Annotated in this window: 16 protein-coding genes; 3 read left to right on the top strand and 13 right to left on the bottom strand. The window is 43.1% G+C overall.

Annotated features, from left to right (window positions below; translation table 11 throughout):
* Positions 1 to 103: 103 nt before the first annotated feature.
* From OCV88_RS00235 to OCV88_RS00225, 3 genes are all read right to left on the bottom strand, one after another.
* On the bottom strand, positions 104 to 1,063 hold the full coding sequence (locus OCV88_RS00235) for an ABC transporter permease (RefSeq protein WP_158423647.1): 960 nt from the start codon (positions 1,061 to 1,063) through the stop codon (positions 104 to 106).
* A 24-nt stretch (positions 1,064 to 1,087) separates the two neighbouring features.
* Entirely contained in the window at positions 1,088 to 2,578 is a 1,491-nt protein-coding gene (locus OCV88_RS00230) for a sugar ABC transporter ATP-binding protein (protein WP_158423646.1), read from the bottom strand.
* A gap of 66 nt (positions 2,579 to 2,644) precedes the next feature.
* Entirely contained in the window at positions 2,645 to 3,757 is a 1,113-nt protein-coding gene (locus tag OCV88_RS00225) for a sugar ABC transporter substrate-binding protein (RefSeq protein WP_158423645.1), read from the bottom strand.
* Between the two features lie 332 nt (positions 3,758 to 4,089).
* Between OCV88_RS00225 and pyrB the strand changes: the two genes are divergently transcribed.
* Together pyrB and OCV88_RS00215 are read left to right on the top strand one after the other, a co-directional pair.
* Positions 4,090 to 5,013 (top strand): aspartate carbamoyltransferase, encoded by a 924-nt coding sequence (gene pyrB / locus OCV88_RS00220; protein ID WP_158423644.1) that lies wholly within the window; start codon positions 4,090 to 4,092, stop codon positions 5,011 to 5,013.
* The gene (locus tag OCV88_RS00215; RefSeq protein ID WP_158423643.1) at positions 5,007 to 5,438 is read left to right on the top strand and encodes an aspartate carbamoyltransferase regulatory subunit; all 432 of its coding nucleotides are present in this window, start codon (positions 5,007 to 5,009) and stop codon (positions 5,436 to 5,438) included. The genes pyrB and OCV88_RS00215 overlap by 7 nt, the downstream gene beginning before the upstream one ends.
* A 137-nt stretch (positions 5,439 to 5,575) precedes the next feature.
* On the opposite strand, the gene OCV88_RS00210 is transcribed toward OCV88_RS00215, so the two are convergent.
* Together OCV88_RS00210 and OCV88_RS00205 are read right to left on the bottom strand one after the other, a co-directional pair.
* Positions 5,576 to 7,444, bottom strand: coding sequence for an ABC transporter ATP-binding protein (locus OCV88_RS00210; protein WP_262590542.1), 1,869 nt, complete (start codon positions 7,442 to 7,444; stop codon positions 5,576 to 5,578).
* Complete coding sequence (locus OCV88_RS00205; protein ID WP_262590541.1) at positions 7,434 to 9,227, bottom strand: ABC transporter ATP-binding protein; 1,794 nt, start codon at positions 9,225 to 9,227, stop codon at positions 7,434 to 7,436. The genes OCV88_RS00210 and OCV88_RS00205 overlap by 11 nt, the downstream gene beginning before the upstream one ends.
* A 287-nt stretch (positions 9,228 to 9,514) precedes the next feature.
* Here OCV88_RS00205 and OCV88_RS00200 point away from each other — a divergent pair, with 287 nt between their 5' ends.
* Positions 9,515 to 10,387: a LysR family transcriptional regulator gene (locus OCV88_RS00200; RefSeq protein ID WP_262590540.1), complete on the top strand. Its 873-nt coding sequence runs from the start codon at positions 9,515 to 9,517 to the stop codon at positions 10,385 to 10,387.
* An 85-nt stretch (positions 10,388 to 10,472) separates the two neighbouring features.
* Here the strand turns inward: OCV88_RS00200 and OCV88_RS00195 are convergent, their stop codons facing one another.
* From OCV88_RS00195 to OCV88_RS00160, 8 genes are all read right to left on the bottom strand, one after another.
* Positions 10,473 to 10,781 (bottom strand): metal-sensing transcriptional repressor, encoded by a 309-nt coding sequence (locus OCV88_RS00195; RefSeq protein WP_158423641.1) that lies wholly within the window; start codon positions 10,779 to 10,781, stop codon positions 10,473 to 10,475.
* Between the two features lie 11 nt (positions 10,782 to 10,792).
* Positions 10,793 to 11,293 carry a transcription elongation factor GreA gene (gene greA / locus OCV88_RS00190; RefSeq protein ID WP_158423640.1) on the bottom strand — a complete coding sequence of 167 codons (501 nt, stop codon included), beginning with the start codon at positions 11,291 to 11,293 and terminating at the stop codon, positions 10,793 to 10,795.
* A gap of 185 nt (positions 11,294 to 11,478) precedes the next feature.
* Positions 11,479 to 12,603 (bottom strand): aldo/keto reductase, encoded by a 1,125-nt coding sequence (locus OCV88_RS00185; RefSeq protein WP_158423639.1) that lies wholly within the window; start codon positions 12,601 to 12,603, stop codon positions 11,479 to 11,481.
* A 136-nt stretch (positions 12,604 to 12,739) separates the two neighbouring features.
* Positions 12,740 to 14,116 carry a monomethylamine:corrinoid methyltransferase gene (locus OCV88_RS00180; RefSeq protein ID WP_158423638.1) on the bottom strand — a complete coding sequence of 459 codons (1,377 nt, stop codon included), beginning with the start codon at positions 14,114 to 14,116 and terminating at the stop codon, positions 12,740 to 12,742.
* A 148-nt stretch (positions 14,117 to 14,264) separates the two neighbouring features.
* Positions 14,265 to 15,404 carry a BMP family lipoprotein gene (locus tag OCV88_RS00175; protein WP_158423637.1) on the bottom strand — a complete coding sequence of 380 codons (1,140 nt, stop codon included), beginning with the start codon at positions 15,402 to 15,404 and terminating at the stop codon, positions 14,265 to 14,267.
* Positions 15,405 to 15,473: 69 nt separating this feature from the next.
* On the bottom strand, positions 15,474 to 16,406 hold the full coding sequence (locus OCV88_RS00170; RefSeq protein ID WP_158423636.1) for an ABC transporter permease: 933 nt from the start codon (positions 16,404 to 16,406) through the stop codon (positions 15,474 to 15,476).
* On the bottom strand, positions 16,399 to 17,508 hold the full coding sequence (locus OCV88_RS00165; protein WP_158423635.1) for an ABC transporter permease: 1,110 nt from the start codon (positions 17,506 to 17,508) through the stop codon (positions 16,399 to 16,401). Before OCV88_RS00165 ends, OCV88_RS00170 begins: the two co-directional genes overlap by 8 nt.
* Positions 17,501 to 19,033, bottom strand: coding sequence for an ABC transporter ATP-binding protein (locus OCV88_RS00160; RefSeq protein WP_158423634.1), 1,533 nt, complete (start codon positions 19,031 to 19,033; stop codon positions 17,501 to 17,503). The genes OCV88_RS00165 and OCV88_RS00160 overlap by 8 nt, the downstream gene beginning before the upstream one ends.
* Positions 19,034 to 19,149: the final 116 nt, after the last annotated feature.

Here is a 19,149-nt window from a genome sequence, read left to right as displayed (position 1 = left end):
CTTCTGCTTATTCACGGCAGAAAATCAGAACCGGGAAAATTCAAACATTTCCCGGTTCTGATTTTTTTAATACTGTATATCATCTGCTCCGTACGCATACGGTTTAAACTTCTTTTCTTTTATCAATCATATCAACAGCTACTACAATTACAAGTACGGCACCGATTACGATCTTTTGGTTGGAAGATGTAACGCCCATAATATTTAGTCCTGTGCTGATGACACAGATAACGAAGGCTCCCACCAGTGTTTTTCCGATTTTTCCTTCCCCGCCGGAAAGGCTGGTTCCGCCGATAGCCGCCGCTGCAATGGCCAAAATATTGTACCCGCCGTCTGCCACATTAGGACTTCCGGTTCCCATTCTGGAGGCAAGCACCAGACCTGCAATGGAGGAGGCCAGGCCACTTAAAGTAAAGATCAGCATAGTATATAAATCTACATTTACACCTGACAGACGGGCTGTTTTCTCGTTGCTGCCGATGGCATATGTATAACGTCCCATTTTTGTATTTTTCATAATATAAAGACAAATTATGAAAAATATAATGGCAATGATAAACTGAGACGGGAGAATGCTGATAGTCTCAGAACCCCAGAAAGAAAAGGGAATTCCAGAATCACCTTTCCGGATACCGATAGATGTCTCATGAGTAATTACAAGAGCTACACCGCTGGCTGCGTACATCATGCCGGCTGTCATAATAAAAAACGGTACTTTCAGTTTTGCAATGCAGAATCCGTTAAGCAGACCGCATCCTGTACCGATGAGTACAGAAATCACAGAAGCTGGAATGACTCCCATGCCCCCCTGCATAAGCAGCGCCGCAATACATCCTACCAGCGCCGCAATAGACGCCACGGATAAATCAATACGCCCGCTGATCATAACAAACGTCATACCGCATCCGAATAATATATAAACCGCCGCCGTACGCAGAACGTTTGTCAGGTTTCCCACGGTAAAAAATCCGTCTCCTGAAATTGAGAAGAATATAACAAGGGCAATTAAAATAATATAAGTTCCATACTTGTTATAAAACATTTTTCCTTTCGATACTGTCATAGTTCCTCCTTGTAATGCCGCGCCTTAAATATTCAGCATTAACTTCAACATTTTTTCTTTTAAGTTCTCTTCCGTGTCTTCAAATTCACCCACTTTGTGTCCTTCGCGCATTACAACGATGCGGTTGCACAGGCCGATGAGCTCATCCTCCTCTGAGGATATGACAATGACTCCGATCTTATTTTTCACCAGATCCTGAATGATCTGATAAAAATCTGCCCGGGCGCCTACATCCACACCTCTGGTAGGTTCATCTAAAAGCAGGAGTTTTGGCTGGGACATAATCCACTTTCCAAGGCAGACCTTCTGCTGATTTCCACCGCTTAAATCTGTAATGCACTGATCCATACCGGTAGTCTTGATTTTCAGCCGTTGAATCTGCTCCTGCACATCTTTTGTCTCAAGCCCGTGCTGGATATGGAAATTTTTTCCCAGACGGTGCATATTTGCAATCCCCATATTCTCTTTGATGGAACGAACCCCAAGGATTCCTTCTGCTTTACGGTCCTCGCTGACATATCCGATCCCTTCATCTACTGCTTCCGCGGGACTTTTCACATGCATCTTTTGTCCTCTATATCGAAACTCGCCCTGATCCGGTTTGTAACAGCCGAAAATCGTTTTGGCGATTTCGGTTCTTCCGGCGCCGGCCAGACCGGCAAAGCCAAGTATTTCTCCCTCTCTTAGCTGAAAACTTACATCCTCATACAATCCTTTTACAGACACATTTTTAGCTTCAAAAATAACATCTCCGATGTTACGGTTTTTCTCCGGAAACTGGTTGGTATCTTCAGATCCTACAATTCCTGCAAGCAATCTCTGATTATCTACATTTTCAATCTCATCTGAAAAAACATTCTTTCCGTCCCGCAGCAATGTGATGCGGTCGCAAATCTGATATACTTCTGACATACGGTGGGTAATATATACCATACCTACACCCTTTTTCTTAAGCCTGTCAATCAGTGCAAATAAATGATCTGTCTCCTGCATGGTCAGTGACGATGTGGGCTCATCAAAAATAATAATATCCGAATTCAGATTCAAAGCCCGGGTAATTTCAATCATCTGCTGAGTAGCCACAGGCAGATCTCCGGCCCGGTCTTTCAGATTCAGGTCAATGCCAACCTCCGCCATAACCTCTCTGGCGCGCCTTTCCATAGCCTTCCAGTCATATCTTCCATGCTTTACAATCTCGTTGGCAATAAAAATATTTTCAAGAACATTTAAGTGGGGCAGGATATTTAACTCCTGAAATACCATGGCAACGCCGTCTTTCTGGGCGTCCGCCACACTTGCCTTAATAGGTGTATTTTTACCGTTATGGATAATTTTCCCGGTATCCGGCATATAAACCCCCGCCAGCACTTTCATAAGTGTAGATTTTCCCGCTCCATTAGCTCCCATCAGGGCGTGGACTTCACCTGCCCGCAGGTCAAAACAGACATCCTCAAGGGCTTTCGAACCGCCAAATGACTTACTGATATGCTCCATGCGTAAAATTTCTTTATTCATAGAACTCTGCCTTTCTTTTAAGGTGCTGTAAAAATCACCTGGTTTTTTACAGCACCTGTACTTTACTTATTTGCTTTCCTGCATTGCTTCACCTTTTTCAATGAAGTCTCTCATATAATCTGAAATTTCACTGACTGCACTTCCCATCTGCCACTGAGAAAGTTCCTCTCCATGAGTCAGATACTCATCAATATTTTCAGATGTAATAACGGTATCCGGTGTCATTGTTGTTTCCGGAACTGTTTTTCCGTTAATCAGATCAACTGCCTGAACCACTGCGTAATAGCCCTGTAAAATAGACCAGTCATATGCTGTGGCATACATTTTTCCGTCTTTGATCGACTGCAGTGCGATAACATTTCCGTCCATACCTGCAACTTTTACACCGTCTGCTCCAACAGTAAATCCGTTTTCTTCCAGGGCTGTGATTGCACCAACTGCCATCAGATCGTTACAGCAGATAACTGCATCTACATCTTTGTGGGCCTGTAAAATATCAGCCATTTTTGTAGTTGCGGTATCCTGATCATAATTTGCACTCTGCTCCGCTACCAGTTTTACGCCTTTGCTCTCGTATTCTTTGATTGCTTTTTTAATACCTTCTGTTCTCTCCTGAGAAGAGCTTGCCGCATCTACACCTCTTAATACAACAACATTTCCTTTGCCGCCCATGGATTCTAAAATCTGGCAGGTCATATCATATGCCATCTGGGTATGATCTACACCAATATAATTTGGCATATAATCTTTTACGTCATCTCCCCACTGATTTTCAATCTCGGTATCCACAGTTACAAAAGGAATTTTTGCTTCGTGGGCACGTTCCACTGCTGTGCTGACTCCCTTAGAATCATTAGCGGTCAAAATCAGGGCATCTACACCTGTGGAAATCATATTTTCACATTTCGTGATCTGTCCGTCGATATCTGACTCTGTAGCGGTATTATCAATTTTTACTTCTACTCCAAGATCTTTTCCGGCAATAGCTGCGCCATATGCGATATCCTGGAAATGGGCATTGGTTGCAGTCTTCACAACGATACCAACGGAAATATCACTCTTTGCAGCTTCATTTGTGCTGTTTTTATCGTCGCTTTCCTTCCCGCAGGCTGCCAGCCCCAAAGCCATAACTCCCACCAAAGATACTGCCAATAACTTTGTTATAAATTTTCTTTTCATTCTTTTCCTCCTTATTTTTCCACAGCAATTTTGCTAAACCCTTACATGTCTTACTGCTATTCTTTGTTGTAAGTAAACTATATCACTTTTTTTTATACCAAATAATTCCGTTCCTATATTCTTTAATTCATTTTCGAAATCAGCGTATACGAATGGCTCTAGTTTCACTATTCCATTTACAAACCACTGGTATACCACTTTTGCGGTTCCCCCCTTATAAATTCTCAAAATAAAACCTTTCCATTGACTTTTAAAATCAGAATGATTGAATTTTAATGCTGATTATTATATGATGGTAAAGACAGACAAAACAGATTCAAGGAGGAACATTCATGAGACATCTGATGACTCCACTGGACTTTTCCGTGGAAGAACTGAATAAATTACTCTGCCTGGCCAATGACATTGAGCAGCACCGTGACAAATATGCTCATGCCTGCGCCGGCAAAAAGCTTGCAACCCTGTTTTATGAGCCAAGCACCCGTACAAGACTGAGCTTTGAGGCTGCTATGTTAAATCTGGGGGGGCAGGTTCTGGGATTTTCCAGTGCCGACAGTTCATCCGCCGCTAAAGGTGAAAGTGTTTCCGATACCATCCGCGTGATTTCCTGCTATGCAGATATCTGCGCCATGCGGCACCCAAAGGAAGGTGCTCCGCTGGTTGCATCTCAGAAATCCAATATTCCTGTTATTAATGCAGGAGACGGCGGACATCAGCATCCCACCCAGACACTGACAGATCTTCTGACTATCCATCAGCTCAAAGGCCGTCTTGGCAATCTCACCATTGGACTGTGTGGAGACTTAAAATTCGGACGTACCGTGCACTCTCTAATCCGGGCGCTGGTACGCTATGAAAATGTAAAATTTATTCTCATATCTCCGGAGGAACTAAAAGTTCCAAGCTATATCCGGGAAGATGTTCTAGAAAAGAACCATATCGAATATCAGGAAGTAGAACGGCTGGAAGATGCCCTTCCGTCTCTGGACATCCTCTATATGACAAGAGTTCAAAAGGAACGTTTCTTTAATGAAGAAGACTATATCCGAATGAAAGACTTCTATATATTAAATAAGGCAAAAATGGAACTGGCGCCAGAGGATATGCTTGTGCTTCACCCCCTTCCCCGTGTCAATGAAATTGCCACAGAAGTGGATGACGATCCCCGCGCCGCATATTTTAAGCAGGCTCAGTACGGTGTCTATGTCCGTATGGCACTGATTCTTACATTACTGGAGGTGGATGTAACATGTTAAACGTTGGCGCAATCAAAGAGGGATTTGTACTAGACCACATCAAAGCCGGCATGAGTCTTTCCATTTATCATGACCTGAAGCTGGACCAGCTGGATTGCTGCGTTGCCATTATAAAAAATGCCCGCAGCAATAAAATGGGAAAAAAGGATATTATCAAAGTGGAGTGCGATATCACTTCCATGGATCTGGATATTCTTGGTTTTATTGACCACAATATTACGGTAAATATTATTAAAGATGAAAAAATTGTGGAAAAGCAGGCGCTAAAGCTTCCTGACGAAATTCATAATGTAATCCAGTGCAAAAACCCCCGCTGCATCACCTCCATTGAACAGGAGCTAGAACAGATCTTTTATCTGACTGATGCAGAAAATGAAATATACCGCTGTAAATACTGCGAAGAAAAATATTCCAGAAAAAAATAAAAAAGAATCCTGCCACGGCAGGATTCTCCGCCTGCGGCGGGTCGCTTTTGCGACATGACTCCATTCCGCCGCAGTGCGATCCACAGCGGAGCATTTTTTGATCTATTCTATCTATTTCTTTTTCAATTTATTTTTTACTATTCCAGTTCAAATGCTCCGGTATAAAGCCGGTAATATACTCCTTTCTTTTCAATCAGACTGTCATGACTGCCTCTTTCAATAATACGTCCCTGATCTAATACCATAATCACATCGGAATTTTGCACCGTTGACAGCCGGTGTGCGATTACAAATACGGTTCTGCCCCGCATCAGATTATCCATTCCCTGCTGTACTAACGCTTCCGTTCGGGTGTCAATGGAAGATGTGGCCTCATCCATAACCATAACCGGCGGATCTGCTGCCGCTGCCCTGGCAATGGACAAAAGCTGGCGCTGTCCCTGGGAAAGAGCCGCACCATTTTGTGTCAGCATAGTCTGATATCCTTCCGGCAGGCTTTCGATAAACTCATGGGCATTAGTAAGCTTTGCAGCCGCAATACACTCTTCGTCTGTGGCCTCTAACCTTCCATACCGGATATTATCCATAACCGTCCCCGTAAACAGATTGACATCCTGCAGCACAACCCCCAGAGACCTTCTAAGATCCGGTTTTTTAATCTTATTGATATTAATACCATCATATTTTATTTTTCCGTCTGCAATATCATAAAACCGGTTTAAAAGATTTGTAATTGTGGTCTTACCCGCTCCGGTAGCTCCCACAAATGCGATCTTCTGTCCCGGCTGCGCATAAATATTAATATCATGCAGCACAATTTTTTTCTCATTGTAGCCAAAATCCACATCTGAAAACTGAATATCTCCGGTCAGAGGGGTATACGTAACTGTTCCGTCCCCATGGGGATGCTTAAACGCCCATATACCCATAGGACTTTTCGCTTCCACAAGTTCATGAGCCTGGTTATATTCTGCACGGACCAGCGTTACATAGCCTTCATCCTGTTCCGGTTCCTCATCAATCAGGGCAAAGATACGCTCCGCACCTGCCAGGGCCATGGCCATCATGCTCACCTGCTGAGATATCTGCGATATAGGAACACAAAATGTTTTGGAGAGACTTAAAAATGCCACAATCAATCCCACTGTAATGCCTCCTACTCCTCCCAGGGCCAGAAGTCCTCCCACAAGAGCCAGAAGCACATACTGGAGATTCCCAAGCTGCAGGATTACAGGCATCAGCACGTTTCCGTATTTATTTGCATTTGTAGCATCCTGACACAAAACAGCATTTCTTCTGGCAAATTGTTTTTTTGCCTCCATTTCATGGCAGAACACCTTAATTACCTTCTGGCCGTTGACCATTTCCTCAATATATCCGTTCACCGCTCCAAGACTGGCCTGCTGACGGATAAAATATTTTGCACTTGCTCCGCCGACTTTTTGTGTTACCACAATCATAATAACAGTAAAACCCAGAACAATCAGCGTAAGGGGGATACTGCTCATAATCATGGAAATCAGAATTACCACAATGGTAATTGCCGAGGATATCAGCTGTGGAAGCGCCTGGGAGATAAACTGCCGTAATGTATCCGTATCATTGGTATAATGGCTCATAATATCCCCGTGGGTATGAGTATCAAAATACCGGATGGGCAGCTTTTGCATATGCTGAAACATATCGTCCCTGATATCCTTTAAAGTTCCCTGGGAAATTCTCACCATAAGCCGGTTATAAAACAGGGTGCAAATCACACCGCAGCCATAAACACAAGCCATTATACAAATTACATATAACAGTTTTCCAAATCCCGGACCGGCATCTCCCAGCATAGGCGTAATATAATCATCAATTAATACTTCTAAAAACATGGAACTGACAACAGTAGCGCAGGAGCTGATAATAATACAGAATAAAACTGCTGCAAATATCACTTTATGCCGCCCCGCAATATAGGACATCAGTCGTCTGCAGGTAGCCCATGTCTTGTTTTTATTCTTCATTCCTGTCATCTCCTCTCTGTCTGCAGTCATCCTCTCTGCATCCCGCATCACCGGAAGCCTGCTTTGTCTGAGACTCATATATTTCTCTGTAAATTTTATTATTCTCCAACAGCTCTTCATGGGTTCCGCATCCGTCAATTCTTCCTCCCGACATTACAACGATCTTATCCGCATCCTGCACAGAAGAAATTCTCTGGGCAATAATAATTTTTGTAGTATCCGGTATTTCCTCCCGAAATGCCCTGCGGATCATGGCGTCTGTCTTCGTATCAACGGCGCTGGTGGAATCATCTAAAATCAGTATCTTTGGATTCTTCAACAGTGCTCTGGCAATACAGAGTCTTTGTTTCTGGCCGCCGGAGACGTTAGTTCCTCCCTGCTCAATATAGGTGTCATATTGATCCGGAAATGTCTCAATAAAGGAATCTGCCTGTGCCAGCCGGCACGCATGAACAATCTGTTCATCAGATGCATGTTCATTCCCCCAGCGGAGATTTTCTTTAATGGTGCCCGAAAACAGCTCATTTTTCTGAAGCACCATAGCCACCTGATTTCTCAACGCATACAAATCATAATCTTTTACATTTACACCGCCTACCAAAACCGCACCTTCTGTAGCATCGTAAAGTCTTGCAATTAACTGTACCATCGAACTCTTTCCTGTTCCTGTTCCTCCGATAATTCCCAGAGTAGAGCCGGCCTGCACAGTTAAATTCAGATCATGAAGACATTCTTTTTCTTTATCATCCCCATAGCTAAATCCCACGTGATCAAAAACAATGTCTCCGCCGGCAACCTTTTGCACCGCATCTTCCTTATTGGTAATGGTACTTTTTTCATCTAGAATCTCAACAATACGCCTTGTGGATGATCTTGCCATATTAATCATAACAAGTACCATAGACAGCATCATCAGACAGGTAAGAATACTCATGGCATAAGCGATCATACTGGACAATTCCCCGGTGGTCATCTCTGTTGCATTGCTAAGCACAATCAATCTTGCTCCAAACCAGGAGAAAAATAACATACAGGCATATACTACTACCTGCATCAGCGGCATATTAAAAGCTACAATTTTTTCCGCTTTGCTGAAAATTTTATAAATTGTTTCAGATACTTTTGAAAATTTCTTTTTCTCATAATCCTCTCTTACAAAGGATTTTACTACACGGATACCGTTCAAGTTTTCCTGTACCACACCGTTGAGATCATCATACACAGTAAATACTTTCTCAAAATATGGATGAGAAAAATGTACAATCAGATACAGTCCTATCGCTAGTATAGGTATGGCCGCCAGAAAAATGAAAGACAGCCGGGCATTTACCGAAAAAGCTGCTATCAGGGAAAAGACAAGCATAAATGGCGAACGTACTGCAATTCTGATAATCATCATAAAGGCCAGCTGCACATTGGTAACATCCGTGGTCAGGCGGGTGACAATACTGGAAGTGGAAAATTTGTCAATATTGGTAAAGGAAAAGTTCTGTATATTGTCATACATATCCTGACGAAGATTTTTAGCAAATCCCGCAGATGCATTAGCTGCAAAACTGCCGGATAAAACGCCTGCCAGCAATCCCGCCAGCACCAGAATAATTAATACTGCTCCCTGCTTTTTTAACAGAGCTGCATTACCTCCGGTAATTCCCGCATCAATCATTTCTGCCATTACCAGAGGAATCAAAACCTCCATAATCACCTCTATTACAACAAACAGAGGAGTAAGAATACAGTCCCTCCGATATTCACCAATGGACCGCAGTAATTTACGAATCATATAAATCCTCCTTTCACAGCTTATTGCTGTATGTTTCTTATTTCATAAATGTTCAAATATCTATGTATTTATATCTGTTTCATTTACTTTCTGACAGTAAGGATTCTATCATGCATTTTTTTAATTGTGAATTTCAAATAAAGAAACATTATTAGATATTTTCTAATAATAGTTGAAATCAATAAAAAATCACTATAAACTAAAGAGGAATCCTGCTGCTTTAGGATTCCCCGCCAAGTACCTTTATCTAACACTATATTTATTATTAAGAAATCAGGAGAATGCTTATGAATACCCAGCAGCTGCAATGTTTTTTGTATGTGGCGGACCGCTTAAGCTTTACGAAAGCCGCCGATGATCTTTACCTTTCCGTGCCAACTGTTACCCACCACATAAAAAGTCTGGAGGAAGAGCTAAATACCAAGCTGTTTTTCCGTACCCGGCAGATCGTCCGCTTAACGGAAGCCGGCACTATCTTTTATGAGGACGCCAAGGAAATATTTAACAAAATCATGTTTACCCAGCAGCGCCTGCAGGATATTGCCAAACAGGAACTTAAATTTCTAACAATTGGCTGTTCTAGTAATTATGAACTAGAAGAGCTTACGGATGCTGTGACAGCCATACATCAGGAATTTCCCAGGCTGCGCTGTCCTTTTACGATTACTGATCCCTTTACGCTGCGGCATCTTTTTGAAAGCGGCCAGCTGCATCTAATCCTTTCTAGCTATACGGCATCGAAAGATATTAAAGACTGCAGCTTTCAAAAAATAAAAACATTTCAAAATTATGCCCTTGTACCACCGGAACATAAACTATGGGAAAAGGCCGAAATCACACTAGAGGAACTAAAAGGGCACTGCATAATTACACTGCATCCCCGGCTGATTCCTTTTTATACAGATCAAAAACTGCAGAAATATCTTCTCTTCCACGTTCAGGATCACGCAGATCTCATCTGTGAAAATGAAGCCGTCAGTATGCTGATGGCCAAATGCGGCTATGGGGTCTGCGTCCTTCCGGATATTCTGATCCCCTCAGATTTAAAAGATCTCAAAGTACTTCCCATCCGGGATGTTCAAAAGCTGGATTACGGAATCACCTTCCGGCATAACAATATGGAGCAGCAGATACAATATTTTCTGGATTACTTCAAATAAACACTGGTTATCGTATAGAAAAACCAGGCTCCATACATCAGCCGGCCAGACAGCCATTGTATGAAACCTGGTTCCTTTATTTTTTCTATTTTATGAAGGAATCAATTGCGTGATTTAATTCCTCCAGTTTCTGAAAATCATCCTTTTCCACTGCCTCTACAATGCAGTGGGAAATATGGTCCTTTAAAATCACCTTTCCGGTATTATTAAGGGCTGATTTTACTGCCGCAAGCTGCACGAGAACCTCTGCACAGTCTCTTCCCTCCTCCACCATACGCCGAACGGCTTCTAAGTGGCCCATAGCACGTGAAAGGCGGTTTAATACATTCTTGGTTTCCTGATGGGAATGGGTATGGGTATGTTCATGCCCGTTCTCATGATGATGTTCATGCATCTGTGCCTCCTTTAAAATCTCCGAAGCCCAATGGACCCGTCATCTTCTGTATTTTCAATTTTTTGAATGACCACGTAATATCCGCCGCCTCCCATATCCACAAAGACCCGCTCTCCTGCTTTATGGCCAAGGAGTGCCCTGCCAATGGGAGACTCTGTGCTGATATATCCTTTCAGAGAATTGCCTCTTACCGTTGTCACCAGCGTATAGCGCTCTGTCTCATCATCATCCTCAAAATACACTTCCACTGTATTATTAATTCCTACCTCATCACTTTTGGAAGTATCAGATACAATTTTGGCTGTTTTTATCATACGTTCCAGATAACGAATCCGGCTTTCGTTTTGATTTTTATCTTTCTTGGCGGCATGATATTCAAAATTTTCACTTAAATCTCCATGGGCTCTGGCCTCTTTTACCGCCTCTAAGGCTTCTTTCCTGACAACCAGTTTCCGATACTCAATTTCCTGCTCCATGCGCTCTATATCTTTTTTTGTTAATTCATCATACATAAAACCGACTCCTTTAAAAATTGTACTGTGTTACAGTATAACAAAAAAGGCCGGTAAAAAAAACAGAAGTTCCAAACATTTCTGTCTGAAACCCCTGTCTTTTCATTTACAATTATAAACTATCTCTATTTCATTTTTTATTCCGCATTTTTATATACACGATAGGAGACTGGCAGCTCCTCACTCTAGCATCCTTCCTCAGGCTGAAAAAAGTCTGTTACATTTTTAAGTTCTTCCCGGATTTTGATATGCTGCGGACAGGCCTTCTCACATTTACCGCATTCCCTGCAAGCTGTAGACTGTGTCTTTCCCATTCCATAGTATAATCTTCGTGACCTGGCGTCATCAAACAAACTGCAGGCATTATAAAACTGAAAGTTCTCCGGAATATTCACTCCAAAGGGACAGGGCATACAATAGCCGCACCCGGTACAGCGGGACTTCACTCTGTTTAAAAGCTCTTTTTGAACATCTCTGACAGCCGCAGCCTCTTCTTCCCCCAACGGCTTATATTCTTTAAATGTATTGAGATTATCCAACACATTTTCATAGCTGCTCATACCGCTTAAAATCACTTTTACGTTGGAATGTGACGCTGCCCACCGCAGCGCCCAGGAAGCCAGGGAAGCTTCCTTGTCCACCTGATGAAATCTTTCCGCCAGATCTTTTGGCAGATTTACCAGCATACCTCCCCGGATAGGCTCCATAACAATCAAAGGGATACCAAGCTCCTCCGTCAACCGGTATCCACGCTCACCCGCCTGAAAATCCGTATCCATATAATTCAACTGAATCTGGCAGAAATCCCAGTCTTCCGCTTTTATAATTTCTTCAAATACCTCATATCCATCATGAAATGAAAACCCAAGGTGCCGGATCTTTCCTTCCCTCTGCCACTGACGACATAAACTGACAAGCTCCAGCTTTTTAATATGCTCCCACCGCCTGGCATCTAATGCATGAAGAAGATAAAAGTCAATATAATCCGTCTGCAGCTTTGAAAGCTGCTCCTCTAGTATCTTTTGTGCCTCTTCTTTAGAGTCCAAAATCCAGTCTGGAAGCTTTGTAGCCAGCTTATAAGAAGATCTGTCATACTTTTTCAACAGCTTCCCCAAAGCATCCTCACTGGTTCTGTTATGATACAGATAGGCGGTATCAATGTAATTAACACCGCACTTTAATGCTTCATCCAGCATTTTTTCTGTTAATACCTCATCAATTTCTCCCTGTTCATCTTTGGGGAAACGCATACAGCCAAACCCCAGAAGAGAAACCTTCTCTCCTATTTTATCCATACTGCGGTATTCCATATGCTGCACTCCTCTCCTGCTTTTATATTCTTTTATTATACCCCCGGGCCTGCACAAAGTAAAATAAAAGCGGACAGAAGCTCCGTAACTTTGGAGCCTCTGCCCTGATATTATTTCTTCTTTTATTTAGTTTTTCTTAGAACTCAACGCCCATTTCTGCAAGCTCTGCTTTTACTTCTTCATACATAGCCAGCCACTTTTCTGTGGGCTCAATGGTTTCCATATTATAAGCTTCATCAAAACGGGAGCCTTTATTTTTATCTTCCATTTTGAAAATATGCTCATATTTCTCCAACAGTTTTAATACGATTTCATTGGCTTTTGCCCGTGTCATACCCTGGCGGGCTACTGCTTTTCCAACTTCTCCCATAAGTCTTACTTCCAGGCCTGTTCCATTTGGTTCATTCCCGTTGGCTGCTCCAAGACCTTCTAAATGTCCTCCGCAGACACTTACAACAATGGCATTGGCTGCTGTCTCATATAATAATTCTTTGGTAAGACTTCCGCTGGAGGGCCAGATATCGCAGACGATAATTGCCGGAGCTTTCTTTGCAAAAGTCTGGCATAAAACAGCCTGAAGCCACAGACATCCTCTGGCTGTGGTTGCCACATCCTGAATATGAATGGGGTGGCAGAGATGATAATCAGCCATACAGATCAGATTTGCAGCCAGAATAGAAGCAATCATAACCACAGTACTTCCCGGAGCGTCTCCACCCATACCGCCTACCATGGTGCAGGCCAAAGATGCATTTTTCATACCGTAATCCAGCTTGCTTGCCGCCCGGACCAGATTTCCGTTATCAATAATCAGTTCATTAAACATAGCAACCAGATGGGAATCACATGGACGCAGACGTTTCTCCCCAACGGATGCCAGATCACCGATTTCTGTTACCGCACTTTCCGCAGCTAAAAGGCCAAGTCCCGGTCTTCCCACTTCTTCTAGTGCTTTATGCAGATATTCCATCTCTCTTCTAACAGCTACTACTTCGGAAGGTGAACCGCTGGTTACTTTAAATCCGTCCACATCTACCAGGGAGCCGCAGGTCATCAGATCAATCACAGGCTCTTTGGCCACACTTTTTACAATAGGAAAAAACAGTTCTTCCGGCGTGGGGCACCCAGGATTGCCGGCCCACACAGCTGGTTCTCTTTTGTCCTCCACTTCTCTTGCAACCAGTGTATAGGCATCTTTTCCTTCTCCCATCACCAGTTCCTTTTTCATATCACGGATTCCGGCCTCAATTTCTTCTTCTGTAAAAGAAATAATTCTCTGTGTGGACATATTATAAACGCCTGTTTTTAAAATCAGCTTTTTGGCAGCTTCAAACATATCGTCAAACAGCTGATCATCTTCCGGAATAATCACCTGCTTGTCCCATTCAAATTCATATTCATCCACCAAATCCATCACATTTTCTACAATATAATCCATATCCCAGTCATCTTTACTGACTTTAGTTCCTGTATTTCCACGTTCACATAATTCAAGATACTTTTTTACATCCATTTTAATGATCCTCCGCTTCTTATGTTTTTTATCTTTTACCTGTCTATCTGCCTTCCAAAAACGGCCGGAGAAGACGAAACTCTTTTCTAAGATTTCAATCGGTTCTCCGGCCGCTCTATGTTATTAAATCTGTGGGCTTATTTCAATCTTATTTGGACCATGCACATTCTACGTTAGATACGAAGAAGTCCTGTAATAAAATTGTGTTATCATCCATTGTCTGACCGTCTGCCACCAGCTCTTTGCCTTTATCATCAGATAATGGTCCGGCATACACCTGTACTTCACCGGCATTGATTTTTTCCTGGAGTTCTTTTCCTTTTTTCTGGATATCTTCTGGAACCAGATCGCTGAACTCCGTTAATTTCGCACATTCGCCGCCTTCATAGTAAAGCGCTTTTAACTCATTTCCGTTTGCTTTATCTGTGAAAATCTCTTCAAAGATCGGCGCAAAGTTCCATGTAAAGGAGAATAGTACCGCATCCGGTGCATCTTCCTTTTTGTCAACATGATAGCCTACACAGTAAGCGCCGTTATCTTCACAGGTCTGTGCAATGGATGGGGATGTTGCTTCCATACCCATGTACTTGATACCTGCGTCAATTAAGGACTGCGCACACTGTTTTTCTTTGTCTACATCATACCAGGAATCTGCACATGCAACTTTTACAGTTGCTTTTTCATTGGCATATTTTGCCCCAAGTGCATAGGAGTTAATAGCAGTTCTTACAGAGAATTCATTCATACTTGCAGAGAAACCAAGCTGTGTATTCTCATCCTGTGACATCAGTTCGCATACATAGCCTGCTACAAACATTGCCTCATAGCTTCTAAGCTCATAAGCTACCAGACCTTCTGTTTCTGTGCCCCACTGAGCAAATGTAACTTCCGGATATTCATCTGCAATTTCTGATAAGTATCCTGCATAACCTGTAGATGCGCCGATGATTACGTTACATCCGGCATCAATCAGCTGCTCTGCCGCTGCCTGAACAGAAGCCTGATCCTCTGCAATGTTTTCCAGAGTAATCAGATTTTCTTCCGGAATCCCGCAGTTTTCCATTGCAGCTACAACACCTGCATGTGTCGCCTGGCACCAGCCGCCGTCTTCTAATACGTAAGACTCAATTTCACCAATTTTGATGTCAGACATATCTACTGCGCCCGAAGTATTTTTTCCTTCTGACGGAGCAGAGCCCTCTTTTGTGTCTTCCTTACTGCCGCATCCGGCAAGACAGGTAACTGCCAGCGCCGCAGCAAGTACGATACTTAATAACTTCTTCTTCATGTTTCATCCTCCTAAGATTTATCTATTGTAATGCCCGTTTTTGTCTGCTTGGAAGGCATAACAAACACATTAACGTTCTTCCCTGTTATATGGAATACACAGGGCGGCCGGAGCCGTGGACCTCTTCTTTCGGAAATTTCCGGTTGTAAAAATCAGTGCAACAATGGTTGCCACATAGGGCAGTGCGGAATAAAACTCCGAAGGCAGTGCGGAAAATACCATCTGAATATCTACACCGATAACACTGATTGCCCCAAACAGCAGTGCTCCAAACACCGCAAGCAGCGGATTCCAGGAAGCAAATACAACCAATGCTACTGCAATCCAGCCTTTTCCGCTGGTCATATTATCACTCCAGAAATTCGTATATGCCAAAGATACGCAGGCACCACTGACTGCTGTCATGGCACTTCCAAAGATCACATAACCATAACGAAGTGCAAAAACATTATAACCTGCAGAGTCCAGAGTAGCCGGATTCTCTCCAAGTGCTCTTAAAATCATACCCGGTCTTGTTTTATAAATATAAATCATAGAAACCGGTATAATAATATACATGGCATAAACCAAAAGATTCTGATTAAATACGCTTGGCCCGATAATAGGGATTTTACTTAATCCCGGAATGGCAATGGACTCAAACGCCAGATTGGCATTGACACCACAGACCTCTTTTCCGATAAATCCGCTAAGTCCCGTACCAAAGGTCAGCATCGCCATACCCGCAACTGTCTGATCTGCCTGCAGCGTCACCGTCACAAAGGCAAAGACCAGTCCCAGGACGGCTCCCACAGCAATTACCACAAACAGGGCAAGGGCCAGATTTTTCATATGTACTGCTACCAGATAGCCGGATACAGCTCCCATGAGCATCACACCTTCCAGCCCAAGGTTCATCACCCCGGCCTTTTCAGCAAAGATCTCACCGATGGCCGCGTAAAGTACAGATACGGCATATAAAATCGCGGTAGATATAATGGATACAATTAATGCACTACTCATGACTTACACCGCCTTCCTGCTTCTTTTCCGTCTTCTCTGGAAGCGTTTTTTCTGTCTTTTGAATGACAATTTTATAGCGGTTGAAGAACTCCCCTGCAATTACAAAAAGCATAATACTTCCCTGAATCATCATGGCGATCTGCGAAGGCACTCCGGTAATCTGTACCGCCACAGCACTGATCTGCAGCGCTCCAAATAAGAAGCCTACAATCAATACTACCAGAGGATTTAAGTATGCAAGATATGCGATTACAATTCCCGTATAGCCGGCGCCATTTGGAAGGTCTGCCTGCACACGGTGGATAATTCCCCCAACCTGAGCAAAACCTGCAAGACCTGCAATGGCTCCGCTCACCGCCAGAACAAAAATAATATTGGCTTTCACGTTCATCCCGGCATAGCGGGCAGCCGAAGGACTTCTTCGGATAACTTCCATCTGATACCCTCTGGCCGTTTTTTTATGGAAGAAATAAATCCCTACCGCCAGAATAACCGCAATAATCAAAATGGAATTAATTCCTGTGTTCCCAATATCCGGGAGGAAATAGCGCTCGTCAATTTTGGCAGTCTGAGCAACCATCTGTCCCTCCTCTTTCCAGGGACCGTACATCAGATAGTTTAAAAACAGCAGCACTACATAGTTTAACATCATGGTCAGAATGGTTTCATTCACATTCCACAGTGCTTTTGGAATGGCCGCAAGAAGAGAAATAAATGCTCCTCCGGCAAGGGCCAGTATAAACATAATGATAAGTTTTGGAACCGCAGGCATATCCGGTCCGTAAAGAGCAAACCAGACACACAAAATAGAACCCATGGCATACTGGCCGTCCGCACCGATATTATTCATATTCATTCGATAGCCAAAGGCTACTGCCAGCCCGGTAAACATCAGCGGAAGCCCGGCGACAATACTTTTCTGAAATCCTTTCACAGAAAAAATCTTTTCCAGCATTTTTCCGTACACTTCAATGGGATTAAATCCTACAATGGCAAGAAAAATCCCGCAGAACACCAGAGCCAGAAGCACAAAAACAATGGGATTCAAAATTTTTCTTGTCATAGATATGTCTGTTCGTTTCTGAAACCGGATTTTACGCATGTGCCGCCACCTCACTTCTTTCTCCGGACATCATTTTGCCAATTTCATTAAAATCTGTCTCATGCACCTTTCGGACGCCCATTAATTCACCGTTGCAAAGAACCCCTACACGATCACACATTTTAAATATTTCTTCCAGCTCTTCTGAAATCAAAATGACGGCCGTTCCATTTCTGCTCTCCTCCATAAGAATCTCGCGGATGGCATCTGCCGCTCCGATATCCAGTCCCCGGACCGGATAAACCGCTACAATCAGGGAAGGCTTTGTGTCTACTTCCCGGGCAATCAGAAGTTTCTGCTGATTGCCGCCGGACATTAAACTTACCGGCAGGTCAATCCCCCCGTTTTTGATCTCATGTTCCGCCACAAAACGGTTCGCCGCATGTTCCGCCACACTATAGTCAATCATCCCATGACGGCAGTATTTCTTTGTATCAAATTCTTTTAAGATTACATTCTCTTTGAAATTCAGTCCGGGCACCAGTCCCATATGAAGACGGTCCTCCGGAATAAAAGAAATTCCATTCTGGATCCTTCCTTTAATGGAATCCTTTGTAACATCCCGTCCTTTTAAAACAACACTTCCGGATACAGCTGGCCGCAGTCCTGCAATCACTTCAGAAAGTTCCCGCTGTCCATTTCCTGCAACACCGGCGATTCCAAAAATCTCACCTTTATGTACCTGCATAGTAATATTTTTCAAAGCGGCAAGTCCCTTATCATTTAATGCCTCAAGGGCATTTAATTCCAGGACACATTCTTTAGATACCCCGCCATCTTCTTTCGGAAGGATTTCCTCAAATTCCCTGTCTCCTACCACAGCCTTTGTGAGACGCTCTACTGTGGCATCCTCCGCAAGCATCGTATCCTCTACCATTCCGCCTTTTAAAACGGTAATCCGATTGGCATGGTTCATTACTTCGTTCATTTTATGTGAAATTACAATAACCGCTTTTCCGGCATCAGCCATTTTTCTGAGAGTCTTAAACATTTCCTCTGCTTCCTGAGGCGTCAGTACTGCAGAAGGCTCGTCCAGAATTAAAATCTCAGCCCCCCGGTACAGCAGCTTAATAATTTCCACCCTCTGCTGTTCTCCTACAGACAGCTGCCAGACTTTCGCTGCCCCGTCCACAGACAGATTGAACTTTTCTGAACATTCTAATATCACGTTCTCCATCTTTTTTTGGTTCAGCATAAATTTCCGGTCTTCCGAATACAGATATACATTCTCTGCAACAGAAAGTGTGGGAATCAGTCTGAAATGCTGATGCACCATACCAATTCCCATATTTACCGCCTGTTTCGGACTGCGGATTGAAACTTTTTTTCCTTTATAATAAACCGCTCCGCCATCCGGTCTATAAATTCCTGTCAAAACATTCATCAGAGTACTTTTTCCGGCCCCGTTTTCACCTAACAGAGCATGAATTTCTCCTGAGTATAATTGCAGGGATACATCCTTATTTGCGACAACAGAACCGAATGTTTTTGTAATGTTTTTCATTTCCAGTATTAATTCGCCCATAAAATCTCCCTTTTAACTTATAAGCGGCCCCGCCGCATACCATCCCTGCTCTGTTGTCAGGGACCTGCTTTACTCTGTTAAATTTATCATATTTTATAGTCGACTTCAATCATTCC

The organism is Brotonthovivens ammoniilytica (assembly GCF_025566885.1).
GTDB lineage: Bacteria > Bacillota > Clostridia > Lachnospirales > Lachnospiraceae > Brotonthovivens > Brotonthovivens ammoniilytica.
The sequence above is the reverse complement of the archived record's forward strand: the minus strand, read 5'-3'. Positions and strand labels throughout refer to the sequence as shown.